Origin of the sequence: Taibaiella koreensis, assembly GCF_003545715.1 — a bacterium.
Taxonomy (GTDB): Bacteria; Bacteroidota; Bacteroidia; order Chitinophagales; family Chitinophagaceae; genus Taibaiella; species Taibaiella koreensis.
The window spans coordinates 1,373,765-1,387,467 of the sequence record NZ_QVNU01000001.1 but is presented as its reverse complement, the minus strand read 5'-3'; the positions used below and the strand labels follow the sequence as shown (position 1 = coordinate 1,387,467).

Annotated in this window: 16 protein-coding genes and 1 pseudogene; 3 read left to right on the top strand and 14 right to left on the bottom strand. The window is 50.2% G+C overall.

The window, feature by feature from the left end; genetic code table 11:
- Nucleotides 1-13 precede the first annotated feature (13 nt).
- The 9 genes from DZK30_RS06105 to DZK30_RS06065 all read right to left on the bottom strand — a co-directional run bounded on the left by DZK30_RS06105 (nucleotide 14) and on the right by DZK30_RS06065 (nucleotide 9,386).
- Nucleotides 14-925 (bottom strand): bestrophin family protein, encoded by a 912-nt coding sequence (locus DZK30_RS06105; protein WP_118973173.1) that lies wholly within the window; start codon nucleotides 923-925, stop codon nucleotides 14-16.
- Between the two features lie 32 nt (nucleotides 926-957).
- Entirely contained in the window at nucleotides 958-1,443 is a 486-nt protein-coding gene (locus DZK30_RS06100) for a universal stress protein (RefSeq protein WP_118973172.1), read from the bottom strand.
- A 133-nt stretch (nucleotides 1,444-1,576) separates the two neighbouring features.
- On the bottom strand, nucleotides 1,577-2,974 hold the full coding sequence (locus DZK30_RS06095) for a HAMP domain-containing sensor histidine kinase (RefSeq protein WP_118973171.1): 1,398 nt from the start codon (nucleotides 2,972-2,974) through the stop codon (nucleotides 1,577-1,579).
- The gene (locus tag DZK30_RS06090; protein ID WP_118973170.1) at nucleotides 2,974-3,678 is read right to left on the bottom strand and encodes a response regulator transcription factor; all 705 of its coding nucleotides are present in this window, start codon (nucleotides 3,676-3,678) and stop codon (nucleotides 2,974-2,976) included. Before DZK30_RS06090 ends, DZK30_RS06095 begins: the two co-directional genes overlap by 1 nt.
- Nucleotides 3,679-3,701: 23 nt before the next feature.
- Nucleotides 3,702-4,874 (bottom strand): class I SAM-dependent rRNA methyltransferase, encoded by a 1,173-nt coding sequence (locus DZK30_RS06085; protein ID WP_118973169.1) that lies wholly within the window; start codon nucleotides 4,872-4,874, stop codon nucleotides 3,702-3,704.
- A 75-nt stretch (nucleotides 4,875-4,949) separates the two neighbouring features.
- Entirely contained in the window at nucleotides 4,950-5,579 is a 630-nt protein-coding gene (locus DZK30_RS06080; RefSeq protein ID WP_118973168.1) for a YiiX/YebB-like N1pC/P60 family cysteine hydrolase, read from the bottom strand.
- Nucleotides 5,580-5,827: 248 nt separating this feature from the next.
- A complete protein-coding gene (locus tag DZK30_RS06075; protein ID WP_118973167.1) occupies nucleotides 5,828-7,651 on the bottom strand; it encodes a UbiD family decarboxylase in 1,824 nt (607 codons plus the stop codon).
- An 80-nt stretch (nucleotides 7,652-7,731) separates the two neighbouring features.
- Complete coding sequence (locus DZK30_RS06070; RefSeq protein ID WP_162902885.1) at nucleotides 7,732-8,613, bottom strand: TraB/GumN family protein; 882 nt, start codon at nucleotides 8,611-8,613, stop codon at nucleotides 7,732-7,734.
- A gap of 26 nt (nucleotides 8,614-8,639) precedes the next feature.
- A complete protein-coding gene (locus DZK30_RS06065; RefSeq protein WP_118973165.1) occupies nucleotides 8,640-9,386 on the bottom strand; it encodes a ZIP family metal transporter in 747 nt (248 codons plus the stop codon).
- An 82-nt stretch (nucleotides 9,387-9,468) separates the two neighbouring features.
- Here DZK30_RS06065 and DZK30_RS06060 point away from each other — a divergent pair, with 82 nt between their 5' ends.
- Both DZK30_RS06060 and DZK30_RS06055 read left to right on the top strand, forming a co-directional pair.
- Nucleotides 9,469-9,885, top strand: a complete 417-nt coding sequence (locus DZK30_RS06060) for a Fur family transcriptional regulator (protein WP_118973164.1) — start codon at nucleotides 9,469-9,471, stop codon at nucleotides 9,883-9,885.
- A gap of 39 nt (nucleotides 9,886-9,924) precedes the next feature.
- Nucleotides 9,925-10,206: a DUF721 domain-containing protein gene (locus DZK30_RS06055; RefSeq protein ID WP_118973163.1), complete on the top strand. Its 282-nt coding sequence runs from the start codon at nucleotides 9,925-9,927 to the stop codon at nucleotides 10,204-10,206.
- Nucleotides 10,207-10,342: 136 nt separating this feature from the next.
- Here the strand turns inward: DZK30_RS06055 and DZK30_RS06050 are convergent, their stop codons facing one another.
- Nucleotides 10,343-11,713, bottom strand: a complete 1,371-nt coding sequence (locus DZK30_RS06050; protein ID WP_118973162.1) for a dipeptidase — start codon at nucleotides 11,711-11,713, stop codon at nucleotides 10,343-10,345.
- A 184-nt stretch (nucleotides 11,714-11,897) separates the two neighbouring features.
- On the opposite strand from DZK30_RS06050, the pseudogene DZK30_RS06045 reads away from it, so the two are divergent.
- A pseudogene (locus DZK30_RS06045) lies at nucleotides 11,898-12,166 on the top strand (DMT family protein).
- Nucleotides 12,167-12,227: 61 nt separating this feature from the next.
- On the opposite strand, the gene DZK30_RS06040 reads toward DZK30_RS06045, so the two are convergent.
- The 4 genes from DZK30_RS06040 to DZK30_RS06025 form a co-directional block, all read right to left on the bottom strand.
- Nucleotides 12,228-12,518, bottom strand: coding sequence for a class I lanthipeptide (locus DZK30_RS06040; RefSeq protein WP_118973161.1), 291 nt, complete (start codon nucleotides 12,516-12,518; stop codon nucleotides 12,228-12,230).
- A 194-nt stretch (nucleotides 12,519-12,712) separates the two neighbouring features.
- Entirely contained in the window at nucleotides 12,713-12,946 is a 234-nt protein-coding gene (locus tag DZK30_RS06035) for a class I lanthipeptide (RefSeq protein WP_118973160.1), read from the bottom strand.
- 44 nt (nucleotides 12,947-12,990) lie between these two features.
- Entirely contained in the window at nucleotides 12,991-13,266 is a 276-nt protein-coding gene (locus tag DZK30_RS06030; protein ID WP_118973159.1) for a class I lanthipeptide, read from the bottom strand.
- Between the two features lie 89 nt (nucleotides 13,267-13,355).
- Nucleotides 13,356-13,658, bottom strand: coding sequence for a class I lanthipeptide (locus DZK30_RS06025; RefSeq protein ID WP_118973158.1), 303 nt, complete (start codon nucleotides 13,656-13,658; stop codon nucleotides 13,356-13,358).
- Nucleotides 13,659-13,703: the final 45 nt, after the last annotated feature.

The following is a 13,703-nucleotide window of genomic DNA, read 5'->3' as shown; positions in this document are numbered from 1 at the left end:
CAAAACATACATCTTATAAAACATAAAATTGTTCGACCCTGTTCTCTGCAGCATGGCTCAGGTTGTGCTGCCGCAGCACCTGGCCCAGATCCCGTTCAATGGTTTGCGCTATCGCAGTAACGGGGGTATCGGTGGGCCTGTTCTCAAAGGGATCCTGCAGGTGTACCGACATTTTCTCAATGAGCCAGAAAGCGGAAGCGATCGCTGTTACCAGGGGTATCATCAGCCAACCAAAATATTCGATCAGGGCAAAAGGCAGCAGCATAATGAACAGGTTCATCGCCAGGTGCAGGTAAAGGCCATAAGTCGCGGGGAATACCGTCTTTTTGATCCTTTCACACTTACCCATATGATCGGAGAAATTGGTCAGCGTGCGGTCGAGCTCTACATGCTGATAAGCATTGATCCAGCCATTGTCGAGCGCATACTTGATATCACGGGCCTGGAGCTCCAGCAAGGCCATAGGCGTGCTGCTGTAGCGGGCGATGAAGTTCATATCGTTTTCATGTAGCCATTTGCCCAGCTGCTTTTCATCAGACTGACCACGCAAGGCTCTTCCCAGGCAATGCGCCCAGGCGATTTGCCGGTTGATGAGCCGCTGCTCCAGCTCCGCCTTTTCATCATCGTCGTAGCCGTTGTCGATATAAGAAACCACCTGCCGCGACCAGGAACGGGAATCATTTACGATACCGCCCCATACGATACGGGCTTCCCACCAGCGGTCGTAGGCCTGGTTGGCCCTGAAGGCCAGCAGCAGGGAAATAATAGTACCGAGTATCATCGGCACGGAAACAGGGATGGAAACTTTGAGGTGCAAGGCATATTGCGCCAGGCAGATGATCGTTACATATAGCGTGATCATAAACACCTCTCTCCTGATGCCGCTGAAAATATAGCGGAAGGGAATATTGTCTTTCAGTAACATGATTCAGTCTTTTTGGGTTGGATGGCTTGGGTTCAGGCAGGCAAAAGCTCTGAGAGCGACGCCTCACCGGCCAATGTTCTTTGTGTTGCTGTCTGAAGCGGTTCTTCAAATACTGGATAGCCACTATTTCTTAATTCGGGATAAAGGTCGCGGCCTGCTTTAGAAGGCGGCTGCAGAGTATAATCCCGTGCCAGCAGAATGGCATCGATACTACGGGCTTCCAGGAAGTTTTTCAGGTAGCTTTTGGAGCTGCCGTAGTAAAATTCTATACGGATCTTCTTCAATACAGAGGCATATTTATTCCGCAGCACCTCGCAGGCTTCGGTAAATTCGGCCGTATACAACTGGTGTACGGTGAGCCGCTTATTGAGCATCAGCAGTCCCGATATGGAATGATCCGGTTTCAGTGCATGTACCAACGTGATCTGCAGCTGCTCTTCAGGAAAACGTTCAACGGCTGCCTTGACCAGTTTCAGCGACTTTATAGAAAAATCGGTTGGGATGAGGATATTCTTCATATGCGAAATTTTAGCGTGTACGTGATCTTGTTGTCGGGAACAAAGATGCGCCGGCCTTATTAGCAGGGGCTAATAACGCGATAAGAATACCTTAAAAAACGGATTAGAATCCTATTAGAAGATTAGAGCGGGATTAATGATGATGACTTTTATCAACAGGAAGCATGATCTGCACCTCGGTCCCCTGGTTGACCTCTGATGTCACCTGGAGCTCGCCATGATGGATGCGGATAATGTTGCGGGCCAGGGGCAGACCAATACCATAGCCTTTGACCACACCGGTGTTCGAGGCCCTGAAGAAAGGATCGTAGATATAGCGGAGCTCATCGGATGGGATACCGATACCCTGATCTTTAACAATAATGTAAAGCCTGGCGCTGCCCGAAGCAATGGCTACCGTCACTTCTTTGTTACCCGAATATTTGCAGGCGTTGAGCATGATATTGGTGAGCGCGAGTACCAGCAGGCCCTCATTGCCCATGATCTGCAATTGCTCCTCGTTTTCGGGCATCAGGGTATAATCTATCTTGACGCGGCTTTCGGGATAGATGCGGGCGACCGCATTTTTGGCCAGCAATACCACTTCATCGGCTCTCAGCCTTTCCAGGCTTTGCTTTTTGCCGTCAAAGCCGGTCTGCGCCAGGCTCAGCAGGCTTTGAATAATGGCCTTCAGCCGCTCCGATTCCTTAAGGATGATAGCCATCGCCTCTCGGTAGCGCTCGGGGCTACGCTCTTTCTGTAAAGCCAGCTCGGCTTCGCCAATAATAGAGGTCAGTGGTGTGCTGAGCTCATGGGAGGCATTGCTCACAAAGTTATTCTGCGATTCGAACGAGGTCTCGAGCCGGTCCAGCATATTGTTGAACGTGTGTGCCAGGTCGCTTACCTCGTCGGTATTGCGGCCTACATTGAGTCTCAGGTGCAGATTCTCGGTATTGATATCCTGTACACTGCGCGTCATTTTGCGTATCGGCAGGAAAATGCGCTTGGAAAAGAACCAGCCCAGAGCAAAAATAAGAACAGTGGATAGGATAAAGCCGGTCAGGAGGATACGGCGCAGATTGGTCAGCTGGTTCTTAATATATTCGTTTTGCGCCGACACGATTACAATAATGCGCTTACCGTTCTGCCGGTGCAGGATACCGGCATAGTAGGCGTCGCCGCTCTTATATTCCGCTTTATCGTCCTGGAGCAGGTTGTCGTAGAAATAACCGGGCAGCGAAAGTCCCGGGATCGCCACCCTTTCGGAGTCCTTGCCGATCTCGCGGAAGTATTCCTTTTCGTCGGGCAGCTTTTCCAGGTATTCGTTACGTAAATCTTTGATCAGGTCGCTGGTACCGGCATTTTGGGGATAATTGGTTTGCGCTACCATTACGGCGCGTATATCCAATCGCTTGTAGAAATCCTCGGCCGAGAGCCGTTGTGCAAAGTAATAGACCAGCAAGCTGAGCAGCAGGATAGTGGCTCCGGTCAGTACGGTGTACAGGAGCGTGATCTTCAGCTGTGTCTTGATACCGGGCCAATGTACGGTCATTATTGGATCTTCAATACATAACCCATCCCTACCACTGTATGAATGAGTTTGGGTTCAAAATCTTTGTCTATCTTTTTGCGGAGATAATTGATATAAACATCGACCACGTTAGTATTCATATTGAAATCTACACCCCATACGTATTCCAGTATATCCATACGGCTCAGCACGCGGTTACGGTTACGCAGCAGGTACTCGGCCAGCCTGAATTCGGTAGCGGTCAGCTGCAGCGCCTTTCCCGCCCTGCTTACCGTTTTGGAATCTGTGTTGAGCTCCAGGTCGCTCAATGATATTATCTTGTCATTTATGGTTTCTTCCTCGGCGATCCCCATCTTGCGCCGGAATAAGGTGCGCAGACGGGCCAGTAGCTCGGCAAAGTTGAAGGGTTTGACCAGGTAATCATCGGCGCCGCTATCGAGGCCGGTAACGATATTTTCCGTAGAGCCAAGCGCGGTAAGCATCAATATAGGCGTAGTATTGTGTTGCTCCCTCAGGTTCCTACATATCTCGATGCCATTCATTCCCGGCAACATAATGTCTACCACAAGGGCATCGAAATAATGTTTTGTGGCCATCTCGTAACCTGAACGGCCATCCAGGGCAACCGATATCTCATGGCCTTCTTCCTCCAGTCCCCGTTTCAGCAGGTTGACCACGGCGGCCTCATCTTCGATCAGGAGTATCTTCTTGGGGCTGTTCGGCATATAAGACGGGAAGTATCTCTCTTTTAGCTCACCTCTGCAATGAGGAATTTAAGGTATTGGGTATTGGGCACATTCCAGAGAATAGGATGATCGGCGGCCTGGGTTTGCCAACTCACCTGGCGTATAGTCTTACGTGCATCCTTTGCAGCCATCTCGACGGTTTTCAGGAACAATTCGGGCGGCACCAGGTTGGTGCAGGAAGCCGTTACCAGGAAGCCTCCGGGCTTCAGCAGCTTCATGCCGCGAAGGTTGATCTCTTTATAACCGGTTACCGCCTTCTGTATATTCTCCCTGCTCTTGGTAAAAGCGGGCGGATCCAGGATCACGGTATCGTAACGACGACCTTCTTTTACCCATTGCTTCAGTACGTCAAAGGCGTTTACATTTTCAAACTTACAGGTATCCTGGAAACCGTTGAGCTCAGCATTGCGGCGGGCAGTGTTGATCGCGGTATCGGAAATATCCAGTCCCAGGACGCTTTTGGCGCCATACATCGCAGCATGCATGGAAAAGGTGCCGGTATAGCAGAAAGCTTCCAGCACATCGCCTCCGGCCACTACCTGTCCTATAGCGCGGCGGTTATCCTGCTGATCCAGGAAATAGCCGGTCTTTTGCCCGTTCTCTATGTCTACATGAAATTTAAGGCCGTTCTCATTAATGATGATATTGGTGTCGAAAGGATCGGTCAAAAAGCCTTTCTGCTGCTGCATTCCTTCAAGCTCGCGCACGGGCACATCGTTGCGCTCATAGATGCCCTTTGGCTTAAAGATCGCCTGCAAAGCCGCTACGATAGCTCCTTTCCAACGTTCGATGCCAAGCGAAAGGGTCTGGATCACAATATAATCGTTGAACTTATCGATGATAAGCGCCGGCAACTCATCGGCCTCGCCGAAAATAAGGCGGCAGTTTTCGGTATAGCCGAGTTTGCGGCGGTAGTCCCATGCTTTTTGTATCCGGTTGTGGAAAAAGGCATCGTTGATCTCTTCCTGCTGGTTGCGGGTGAGCAGCCTCACCTTGATCTGTGAGGCCGGATTGATATAGCCGCGTCCCACGAAAGAGCCATTCGAAGAAAACACATCGACGACATCACCCGGTTCATACTGTCCTTCCTCGTCTCCGATCTCATTGCCAAAAATCCAGGGATGTCCATCTGCAATGCGGGAACTGATCTTCTTTCTCAGAAAAATTTTCGCCATGCCGCAAATATACGCTGAACCTTTGGAATGGCCTGCCGAAGCAAGGGGCTGCCCGGAAAATCGGGCGATTGGCGGCTATATTGTTCCCACGATACTGATCTTATCCGACCGGGAAAGGCCGCCCGGATTGCATCCTGGCTTCCCTTCCGGGATATCTACGCCAAGCTGGCGGTAATATTTTATCCATACCGGAAAGTAAGCGCCAGAGCCTGGCTCCTTAAAGGTCATGGGTTCCAGCCGGAAAAAAGGCTTGCCTTTATTGGCCTGCTTAAAGGCGTCGTAGATCAGCTCGGAGCAATAATATTTGCCATTATCATAAAGGAAGGCATCATCATAAGGCTTGCCCAGCTGTTGTTTGGCAAAAGCCATCGCCTTTTCCACCAGCTTTTTGTACTCCGGCTTTACACGCCCTACATACATTTTATGCTCCGTTCTGCGCGTAAAGGTCTCCAGCGGTATCATCTGCACACCCTTTCCCAGTGCCTCGATCACCATGACACTGTCCCCTTCCCTATCCACCAGGCCTACATGAGAGAAAGCTTTGCCTTCGTATCCCTGCGTAACAGCTTCTATGGCATCACACATTTCCCCGCAGTCCAGGTCCTGAAAAATAAGGTCGCCGGTCTGCCAGGAAAAGTCCTTTCCGGGCTGTGCTGAAGCCGATATGGTAAATGATACGAGGGCTAAAAGAAGCAATCTTTTCATGGGGCAAAGATAAGGCTAAGAGAAGCCAAGTTTCAACACATAAAGATTCGTGATCATAACATCTGATGTAATAAGAGCGACACTCGTAAGCGTCTTTGTTATTATAGGATACGACGCTTCAGCATATTAGCATATAGTTTAGAAGCCAAACAAAAATGCATTATTCATGCAAAAGGAATAACTAGCTTTTGCAAAGGGTTTGGTTTCCTTTAGGCGGATAGCTACTTATAATTTATGATGATACCAGTCTATTTAAATATCCGTTCCATTAAGCGATCGACCTTGGCCTCCACAGCAGGATCGGGAATTAAGAGCGGTGCATGATGCGGTTTGATTCGTGCATCGATTACCAGGGGTCCGCGACAGCCCCAGTGTTTATACTCGCTAAAGCTATCGATCCCATAAAGATCGTGCGAGGGATTACAGCGGGTAAAAGTCGCCCAAAGGAAATTGCCCAGCTGCTGCGCCAGGAAATCCGGTTCATCGGCAATCACGATCAATGGCAATGACTGCAGTTTTTCTATGTCCGTTAATCGCAACAATTGCTGATTCAGCTGTGCCATCTCCGTCGCAGCACGCTCATAGCTGGTAAAAGGTGCTGTCTTCAGCGCCACGATGCCAGGCAACACCAAATGTGGATCCTTAAAGGCATCCAGCTGGTGAAAGGCAGGTGGCACCTCATCCGCAAGGTTCCGCAAAACATCGCCATAGGCGGCAAACACCACTTTACTTCCCGTATTGAGGCCGGTGCCGGAGTAATCGAGCGTATCGATAGTCGTATGCGTATAAAAATGAATATCCCGCCGCAGGTCGATCCGTTCCAGCATATGTTTCAGAAAAGCAGCTTCGTCGTGTGTGTCGAGCCTGGGGCCATCCTCCGCTGTAATGAACAAGAACTTGGCGAGGCTTAGCTGCCCGGTGCCCAGTATACGATTGGCGAGCGTGAGGATCTCTGCCGGCTGCTTTTGCTGCAGATAGGGTGTATACCTTTCGCTACCGATAGCAAACAACAAGGGATGCACGCCGGCGGCATCAACAGCATGCACTTCTTTAACGCCCGGTATTTCCTGGCGTATGGCATCGCCGGTCAGCTCATGGATCAGCGCACCGAAAGCCGTATCTTCCTGCGGCGGGCGGCCCACTACCGTAAAATTCCAGATCGCATTTTTGCGGGCATAGACCTTGTGCACCTTCATGAGCGGGAAAGGATGCCTGAGACTGTAATAGCCAAGGTGATCGCCAAAAGGTCCTTCCGGCTTGTTTTCCCCTGGATATACTTCCCCGGTGATCACAAAATCGGCATCATTGGAAATAGCGAAACCCTGTTCGTAGCTATAGCGGAAACGGCGTCCTGCCAGCATCCCGGCAAAAGTCAGCTCGCTCAGTCCTTCAGGCAACGGCATTACCGCAGCCAGCGTATGGGCTGGATGCCCGCCCACAAAGCAGCTTACCTTCAAGGGCACGCCGCTTGCATTGGCCTTCGCCTGGTGCACACCAATGCCGCGGTGGATCTGATAATGCAAGCCTATCTCTTTATTTGTTTCATAGTCGTTACCATTCAGCTGGATACGGTACATACCCAAATTGGCGTTCATAATTCCGGGTTGCGTTATGTCTTCGGTATAGACCTGTGGCAGCGTCACAAATGCACCGCCATCCATAGGCCAATGGTGAATAAGGGGTAGCTCATCGATACGTATCTCTTCAAAAGCGCCGCCGGGAAAGGCTTTCTTTGCCGGCAATGCTTTCAACGCGGCAAGGCCGGTACCGATATTCCGGAAGGGCCGTTTCAGGGCGGCCATAGGATCGTTGCGCAGCGCAATTACCCGCTCCACCGCTTTCCAGGTATCCCGGAACATAAAGCGGCTCCGCTCGACTGTTCCAAACAGGTTGGACGCGGCACGGTAGCGGGAACCTTTTACCTTGGTGAACAACAGGGCTGGTCCTTTTATGGCATGGACACGCAGGTGCAACGCTGCCATTTCGAGATAAGGATCCACTTCTTCTTCTATCCTGACCAGGTGGCCATGCTTTTCCAGGTCAAGCAAACATTCTTCCAGGCTGCGGTACATATCTTTTATTGTCTTTTGAAAGGGCTTTTTTGCAGGGGTAGTCTTGCGCTCCCCGATTGGGGAAGTGGCAGGTATAGCCTTTATCTTACCGGCTCTACGGTATATCCCTCCTGTCGCAGCAAGGCAATCACGCCTTTGTCACCCCACAGATGACCTGCACCTACTGCAACGAATACGGGCTGGGCCTTGGCCATATCGATTATAGCAGGCACCCATTTTTTATTTCGGTCAAACAACAGTGTATTCAGGTCATCTTTGTAATCGGGCGATTCGATGATCTGCTGGTACAGCGCCGGCATATCCTGTTGTTTGTATACAGCAAGCATTTGCGCATAAGTCAGGCGGAAGGAATCCAGGTCGCCGGCGATACGCAATACCGCTTTGGCAATTGAATCCACGTTTATCGCTTCGATCACCTTTACCTGGTCTTCTACCGTTTCCAGGCCCAGCACTTCCTTATGCTGCTTCGCAGCCAGCTTGGTGATATTACCCTCGTAGGATTCGGGAATGGTGCAGGTAATGGCCTTCAGGTACAGGAAGCTCACCAGCGCGAAGGGACTAAAGCCCTGCATCATCTGGAGCGGAATATTGTTTTGCGTAGCAATGCCGGTCAACTGCTTGTATTCTTCTTCGGTGTAAAAGTCTTTAAGGGTTTTGCCGTCCTTCAGCATCATACCGGCAGTCATACGGCTTTGCAGGGAAGGATCGTCCATATCCATCTCAAAGACTACCTTTTTGCTGGCGTCTAAAGCCTTTTGCATGGCTGCTGTCCACAAATAATCGGAGGGGCAAATGATATGCAGCGTACCAAAAAGATAAGACGGCTGCTTCAGGCCCTTACCGCTTACTTTCCACAGGAGTGATTTATTCCCGGTAACCGGCTTCTTCTTTACAGCCTGCGCCATGCCAGGCAGGGCGCCCAGAAAAAGAAGGCCACATAGCAGGATCAATTGTTTGTACATAATCTTTTTGGGGTTAAAATTAAACATTATCCCGCATGGCCGTCCAGCAAGGTAAGCACGGCCAGGCCGATGCCCGAAAGCATAGCGGTCCATTTTTTCCAGTTCATTTCATGCGAACGGGTGCCGCTTTCGAATAGTATGGTGGTGGCAATATGGATAAACGCGCCGGCAATGACGGGAATGCACCATTGTACAATAGTACCGACTATCTGGAACCGGGCGCCCAGCAATGCCGTAAGTGTAGCCGCCAATGGCGTGATAAGGGCAAAAATGACCAGGGCAATAGTCGCTTTGGTACGGTTATGCGTGCTGAAATAGACCAGGGATGTAATAAGCATAGCTTCCGGCAACTTATGAAAAGCGATAGCCAGAAATAACGAACGCTGGGTAGCGGTGTCGGCATAGGTAATGCCCAGGGGCAAGCCTTCACTAAAGGCATGCACTGCAAGCCCTGCAAATACAGGCAGCACCGGCACATGATGATGGTGATCGCCGCCGGAATGGACATGGCCGTGTTCTACGCCATGGGTGATGCGTTGTATCATTTGCTGCAGGAAAAATCCGGCTACAATAAGCAAGCCTCCGGTATGCCCGGCCTGCTCGTGCGCCAGCGTCTCCGGCACCAGGTGCAGTAGCGTAATGCAGAGCAGGAATGCACCGGAAAAGGCCAGCAGGTATTTCATACGCTGCTCGTTCCAGCCACGGTTCCATAAAGGCATGCTGCCGCCGGCGAGGGTTATGAGAAAAAGAACAAGACTATATAGAAAGAACATAAAGGTAAAATGGAGGGCAAAACTACATCAATTTCCCAAAACAACGCAACAGAGTTGCATTTAAATTCCTTATCTTTGCATCATGAAAGGTGTAGAAGAGATATTGCAGCAGCATAGTCTGAAGAATACGAAAGTGAGGAAGGCCGTACTATCCGTGCTGATGCGTTCGGATAAAGGATTGTCGCACCAGGACCTGTCCAGGGCGCTGGACGTCGACTTTGACAGGGTCACGCTTTTCCGTACACTGCATGCTTTCGAAGAATCGGGCATCCTGCACAAGATCATGGATCCCAACGGGATCGCCAAATATGCCTATACGGCAAGGCCTGCTGCCGACAGGCACTGCCATGCCCATTTTATTTGCCTCGACTGCGGTCAGGTATTTTGCCTCGACGAAGAATTCCCCCTTGGTGACATGAAGGTGCCCAAAGGCTTCAGCAAAACCACGATCGATGTGCAGATCAAAGGTTATTGCAACAAATGTACCGCGCAAGACTGACGATCCTTATCTTTGCTTCACCTCAAAACTACCCTACCTATGGCCATGCTAAGTATAGGCGAATCGCTAAGCAATTTCCTCAAAAGCGCCCGCTGGCAGACCCGCATCAACGAGATCCGCATTCAACGGGAATGGCCCAAGATCATGGGGGCCACTATAGCCAAATATACCCGCAACGTTCAGTTAAGAGAAGGTGTCCTGATCGTCACCACCGATGTCGCTCCGCTCAAGCAGGAGCTGCAATTCGGCAAGCAGCAGGTGATCGCCAATATCAATGAGTATTTCGGAGAGAAGGTGGTGACTGATGTAGTGGTGAAATAGATTTCACAGCACTATTAAGGCATAATAAAACCTATAAGCACGACAGTATTTCCATCAAAATAGTTGACAATTTTTTTTGCCAAAACAAAGCCACCCTCATCGCTAAGGGTGGCTTTCTGCTTATCGCTTTAAAGCATTATCCTTTGCTCTCCGCAAAATACTTGTGGAAGAACGGTATGGTCTCGATGCCTTTGTAATAGTTGAACACATCGTACTTTTCATTGGGCGAATGGATATTGTCGTTGTCCAGTCCGAAGCCCAGCAGTACGGTCTTGAGTCCCAGCACGCTTTCAAATAAAGCCACGATGGGAATACTACCCCCGCCTCTTGTAGGAATGGGATCTTTTCCAAAGGTAGCCTGGATAGCCCTGGCAGCCGCCTGGTAAGCGGGTGAATCTGTAGGCGTTACCACAGGCTCGCCGCCATGGTGCGGGGTTACCTTAACGGTAACACCGGGAGGAGCGATCTTCTCAAAATGGTTGGTGAACAGGTTGGATATTTCCTTGCTGATCTGGTTGGGCACCAGGCGCATGGATATTTTGGCATAAGCCTTGGAAGGCAATACGGTCTTAGCGCCTTCGCCGGTATAGCCGCCCCAGATACCATTTACGTCAAGTGTAGGACGGGTGCCGGTACGTTCCAGGGTGGTATAGCCCAGCTCACCCCATACTTCTTTTACCGCCAACTCCTTCTTATACTCTTCCAGGTCGAAGGGCGCTTTATTGAGGTCATCGCGCTCTTCGGCTTTCAGATCGAGCACCTTATCGTAGAAGCCGGGAATGGTAATGTGGTTATTTTCGTCATGCAGCGAAGCAATCATTTTGCAAAGCTGGTTGATGGGATTGGCCACAGCGCCGCCATATACACCGCTATGCAGATCACGGTTGGGACCTGTTACTTCCACTTCCATATATGCCAGACCACGCAGACCGCTTTCGATGGAAGGATTTTCCATGCTGATCATAGAAGTATCGGAAATGAGGACGATATCGGCTTTAAGCTTTTCCACATTGGCTTCAAGGAATTTGCCCAGGTTGTCGGAACCCACTTCTTCCTCACCTTCAATCATCATCTTCACATTGCAAGCCAGGGTATTGGTTTTGTTCATCACTTCAAATGCTTTGATGTGCATGAACATTTGTCCTTTGTCGTCGCAGGCGCCGCGGGCATAGATTCTGCCATCTTTAATTACCGGCTCGAAAGGGCCGCTGTGCCAAAGCTCCAGCGGATCGGCGGGCTGTACATCGTAATGGCCGTATACCAGGACGGTAGGCAGCTTGGGATCAATTATTTTTTCACCATAGACGATCGGATGCCCGGCTGTGGGGCAAACTTCCGCATTATCGCATCCGGCGGCCAGCATATGCTGTTTTACAGCTTCTGCGCAACGCGCCACATCTTCTTTATATTTGCTGTCGGCACTTACGGAAGGTATCCGCAACAGTTCCAGCAATTCATCCAGGAAACGGTCTTTGTTGGTTTCAAGATAATCTTTCCAGACTTGCATGTGTTTTACAATTTTAGAGGCTCAAAAGTAAGCGAAATGATTCAAATCTCCCCGCAGGGTATATTATTTTGCATTCATTGAACAATTGTACCAGCCAGGGCATTTTAAAACGGCCGTCTCAACGATTATTTACTTAAACAAAATAATGTGAACTATTCTTTATCTCCCGGCCGCTAACTGTTTCATGACCTACGCCTGGTACGGACATCTCATCAGCTGTGGCATTGCCTTTTTTGATTATGTATTTATGGTACCGGCCAACAACCGCTTCGGCAAGCAGGAAGGTTTCAGCCCCTTCCAGCTGAAAACGATGCAGGAGATCGTTTTGCTTACGATGTTCTTCCTTTTGCCTTGTTTTTCCTCAGGGAGCAATTCCGGTGGAACTACCTGATGGCCGTTCTCTTTATTATCGGCGCTGTGTACTTCATGTTTTTGCCCTCATCCCGGCAGTAAGGACCGACTGATGTAAAAAAGGCCGTCCATTGCGGGACGGCCTTCCTGGATAAACTCAGGATCAGAAACCACCCGGGCCACAGGCCAGGGTTTGCGGATTGCAAGCGAGCGATACCGGTGGACAGGCCGCTCCTACCGTAAGCGGATCGGCACAGATGGGGATCCGGGTAGTACGACAGAGCACCTGCCGCGTAGGACAAAGTATTGTTTGCTGGCAATTGACCAGCAATGTTACCTGGCAGGGAATGTTCACCGATAAGGGCGCCCCGCCCGTAACCTGGCCGGCATCCAGGCCGGAGATGCGCTCTTTGTTGAGAGACAGCCTGCCCAGCGTAAGCTTTTGTTTTTTCATAAAAAAAGGGGTTTAGTGTACAGCAAAGCTACCTGCGACCACTGCACAAACTGCGCAGTACCGGCATAAATACGTCTTTTATACGAGTGAAATACGTCTTTTATACTAAAGCGCTTTGTGTACAGCTAACCAGTTACAGGAGATAAAAAGACCAGTATGGCCTTGCAGCAGCCCACTACGCTTTGCACCGCTGCTTACTGGCAGGAACCGCCCGCTACCCAGCACCAGGTATGCTTATGGGTAACGCAACCTGCCGAAGGAATTACCGGGCAGATCTTGGTTTTGATTACGGGACAAATATCCGTTTCGGCGCAAATATTTACGGAGGCGCCGCCTTTGATCGCCAGCTGGCTATTGCCATCAAGGCTGCTGATGTTTTCTTTGGAAAGGATCAGTTTTCTGCCCAATCCGATTTTGGTCTTTTTCATAAAACAGGGTTTAAAGGATAAGTAAATACGCGTCTGGCTTATGGTCAGAGTGTACAAGCCAGCGTAGGGCAATTGTTGTTGAGCGATGTCGTGGGCGGCGGACAGCCGGGATATACAGTAATGCCCGTGTGTGGCGGGCAAAGCGCCTGGATACGCGTGGCGCATATCCGGGTCACACAGGTGCCCTGCAGGGATATTACCGGACAGCCGGCCAACGAAGCATTGCCACCGAACACTTCATCCTGCGATGCGGCATTCAGGCTGGCAATATGTGCTTTGGTCAGGGATAACCGGCCCAAAGAAAGTTTTTGCTTTTTCATTGTGAACAAAGTTTTGCGATTAAAAGCGATACAAGGCTTTAAGATAAGAGGCTGTCTCCGTAGAGACAGCCTACCCGGTCAAACAGGTCTTAATGGATCACTTCAGATGGGCCGCCGATAGTTTCTGTCGGGTTACAGGCAATAGAATTGATCGGACATCCGCCAAGGGTTACCGGTCCGATAACACACCTGGGCGGGCGGGTAACGATCACACATTGCGGGGTACGGGTAACGCAAACCACGGTTTGCAGACAGATGATCTGAACTGATACCTGGCAAATGGTAGCAGCATTGGATCCACCGATCACATTATTCAGTTCATCGGCATTCAGGTCTGTGATGCGCTCTTTGTTGAGGGCCAGCTTGCCCAGCGCGATCTTTTGCTTTTTCATACGTATTGGGGTTTTAATGAAAGGCAAAACTATTACCCTCAACTG

Excerpts from the sequence above, each read along its gene's own strand:
- DZK30_RS06065 (WP_118973165.1), bottom strand. The coding sequence starts at position 9,386 with ATGTTCTTTCTATATAGTCTTGTTCTTTTTCTCATAACCCTCGCCGGC.
- DZK30_RS06100 (WP_118973172.1), bottom strand. The coding sequence starts at position 1,443 with ATGAAGAATATCCTCATCCCAACCGATTTTTCTATAAAGTCGCTGAAA.
- DZK30_RS06050 (WP_118973162.1), bottom strand. The coding sequence starts at position 11,713 with ATGCAAGTCTGGAAAGATTATCTTGAAACCAACAAAGACCGTTTCCTG.
- DZK30_RS06080 (WP_118973168.1), bottom strand. The coding sequence starts at position 5,579 with ATGAAAAGATTGCTTCTTTTAGCCCTCGTATCATTTACCATATCGGCT.
- DZK30_RS06095 (WP_118973171.1), bottom strand. The coding sequence starts at position 2,974 with ATGACCGTACATTGGCCCGGTATCAAGACACAGCTGAAGATCACGCTC.
- DZK30_RS06070 (WP_162902885.1), bottom strand. The coding sequence starts at position 8,613 with ATGTACAAACAATTGATCCTGCTATGTGGCCTTCTTTTTCTGGGCGCC.
- DZK30_RS06040 (WP_118973161.1), bottom strand. The coding sequence starts at position 12,518 with ATGAAAAAACAAAAGCTTACGCTGGGCAGGCTGTCTCTCAACAAAGAG.
- DZK30_RS06030 (WP_118973159.1), bottom strand. The coding sequence starts at position 13,266 with ATGAAAAAGCAAAAACTTTCTTTGGGCCGGTTATCCCTGACCAAAGCA.
- DZK30_RS06060 (WP_118973164.1), top strand. The coding sequence starts at position 9,469 with ATGAAAGGTGTAGAAGAGATATTGCAGCAGCATAGTCTGAAGAATACG.
- DZK30_RS06085 (WP_118973169.1), bottom strand. The coding sequence starts at position 4,874 with ATGGCGAAAATTTTTCTGAGAAAGAAGATCAGTTCCCGCATTGCAGAT.
- DZK30_RS06025 (WP_118973158.1), bottom strand. The coding sequence starts at position 13,658 with ATGAAAAAGCAAAAGATCGCGCTGGGCAAGCTGGCCCTCAACAAAGAG.
- DZK30_RS06105 (WP_118973173.1), bottom strand. The coding sequence starts at position 925 with ATGTTACTGAAAGACAATATTCCCTTCCGCTATATTTTCAGCGGCATC.
- DZK30_RS06035 (WP_118973160.1), bottom strand. The coding sequence starts at position 12,946 with ATGAAAAAGACCAAAATCGGATTGGGCAGAAAACTGATCCTTTCCAAA.
- DZK30_RS06055 (WP_118973163.1), top strand. The coding sequence starts at position 9,925 with ATGGCCATGCTAAGTATAGGCGAATCGCTAAGCAATTTCCTCAAAAGC.
- DZK30_RS06090 (WP_118973170.1), bottom strand. The coding sequence starts at position 3,678 with ATGCCGAACAGCCCCAAGAAGATACTCCTGATCGAAGATGAGGCCGCC.
- DZK30_RS06075 (WP_118973167.1), bottom strand. The coding sequence starts at position 7,651 with ATGTACCGCAGCCTGGAAGAATGTTTGCTTGACCTGGAAAAGCATGGC.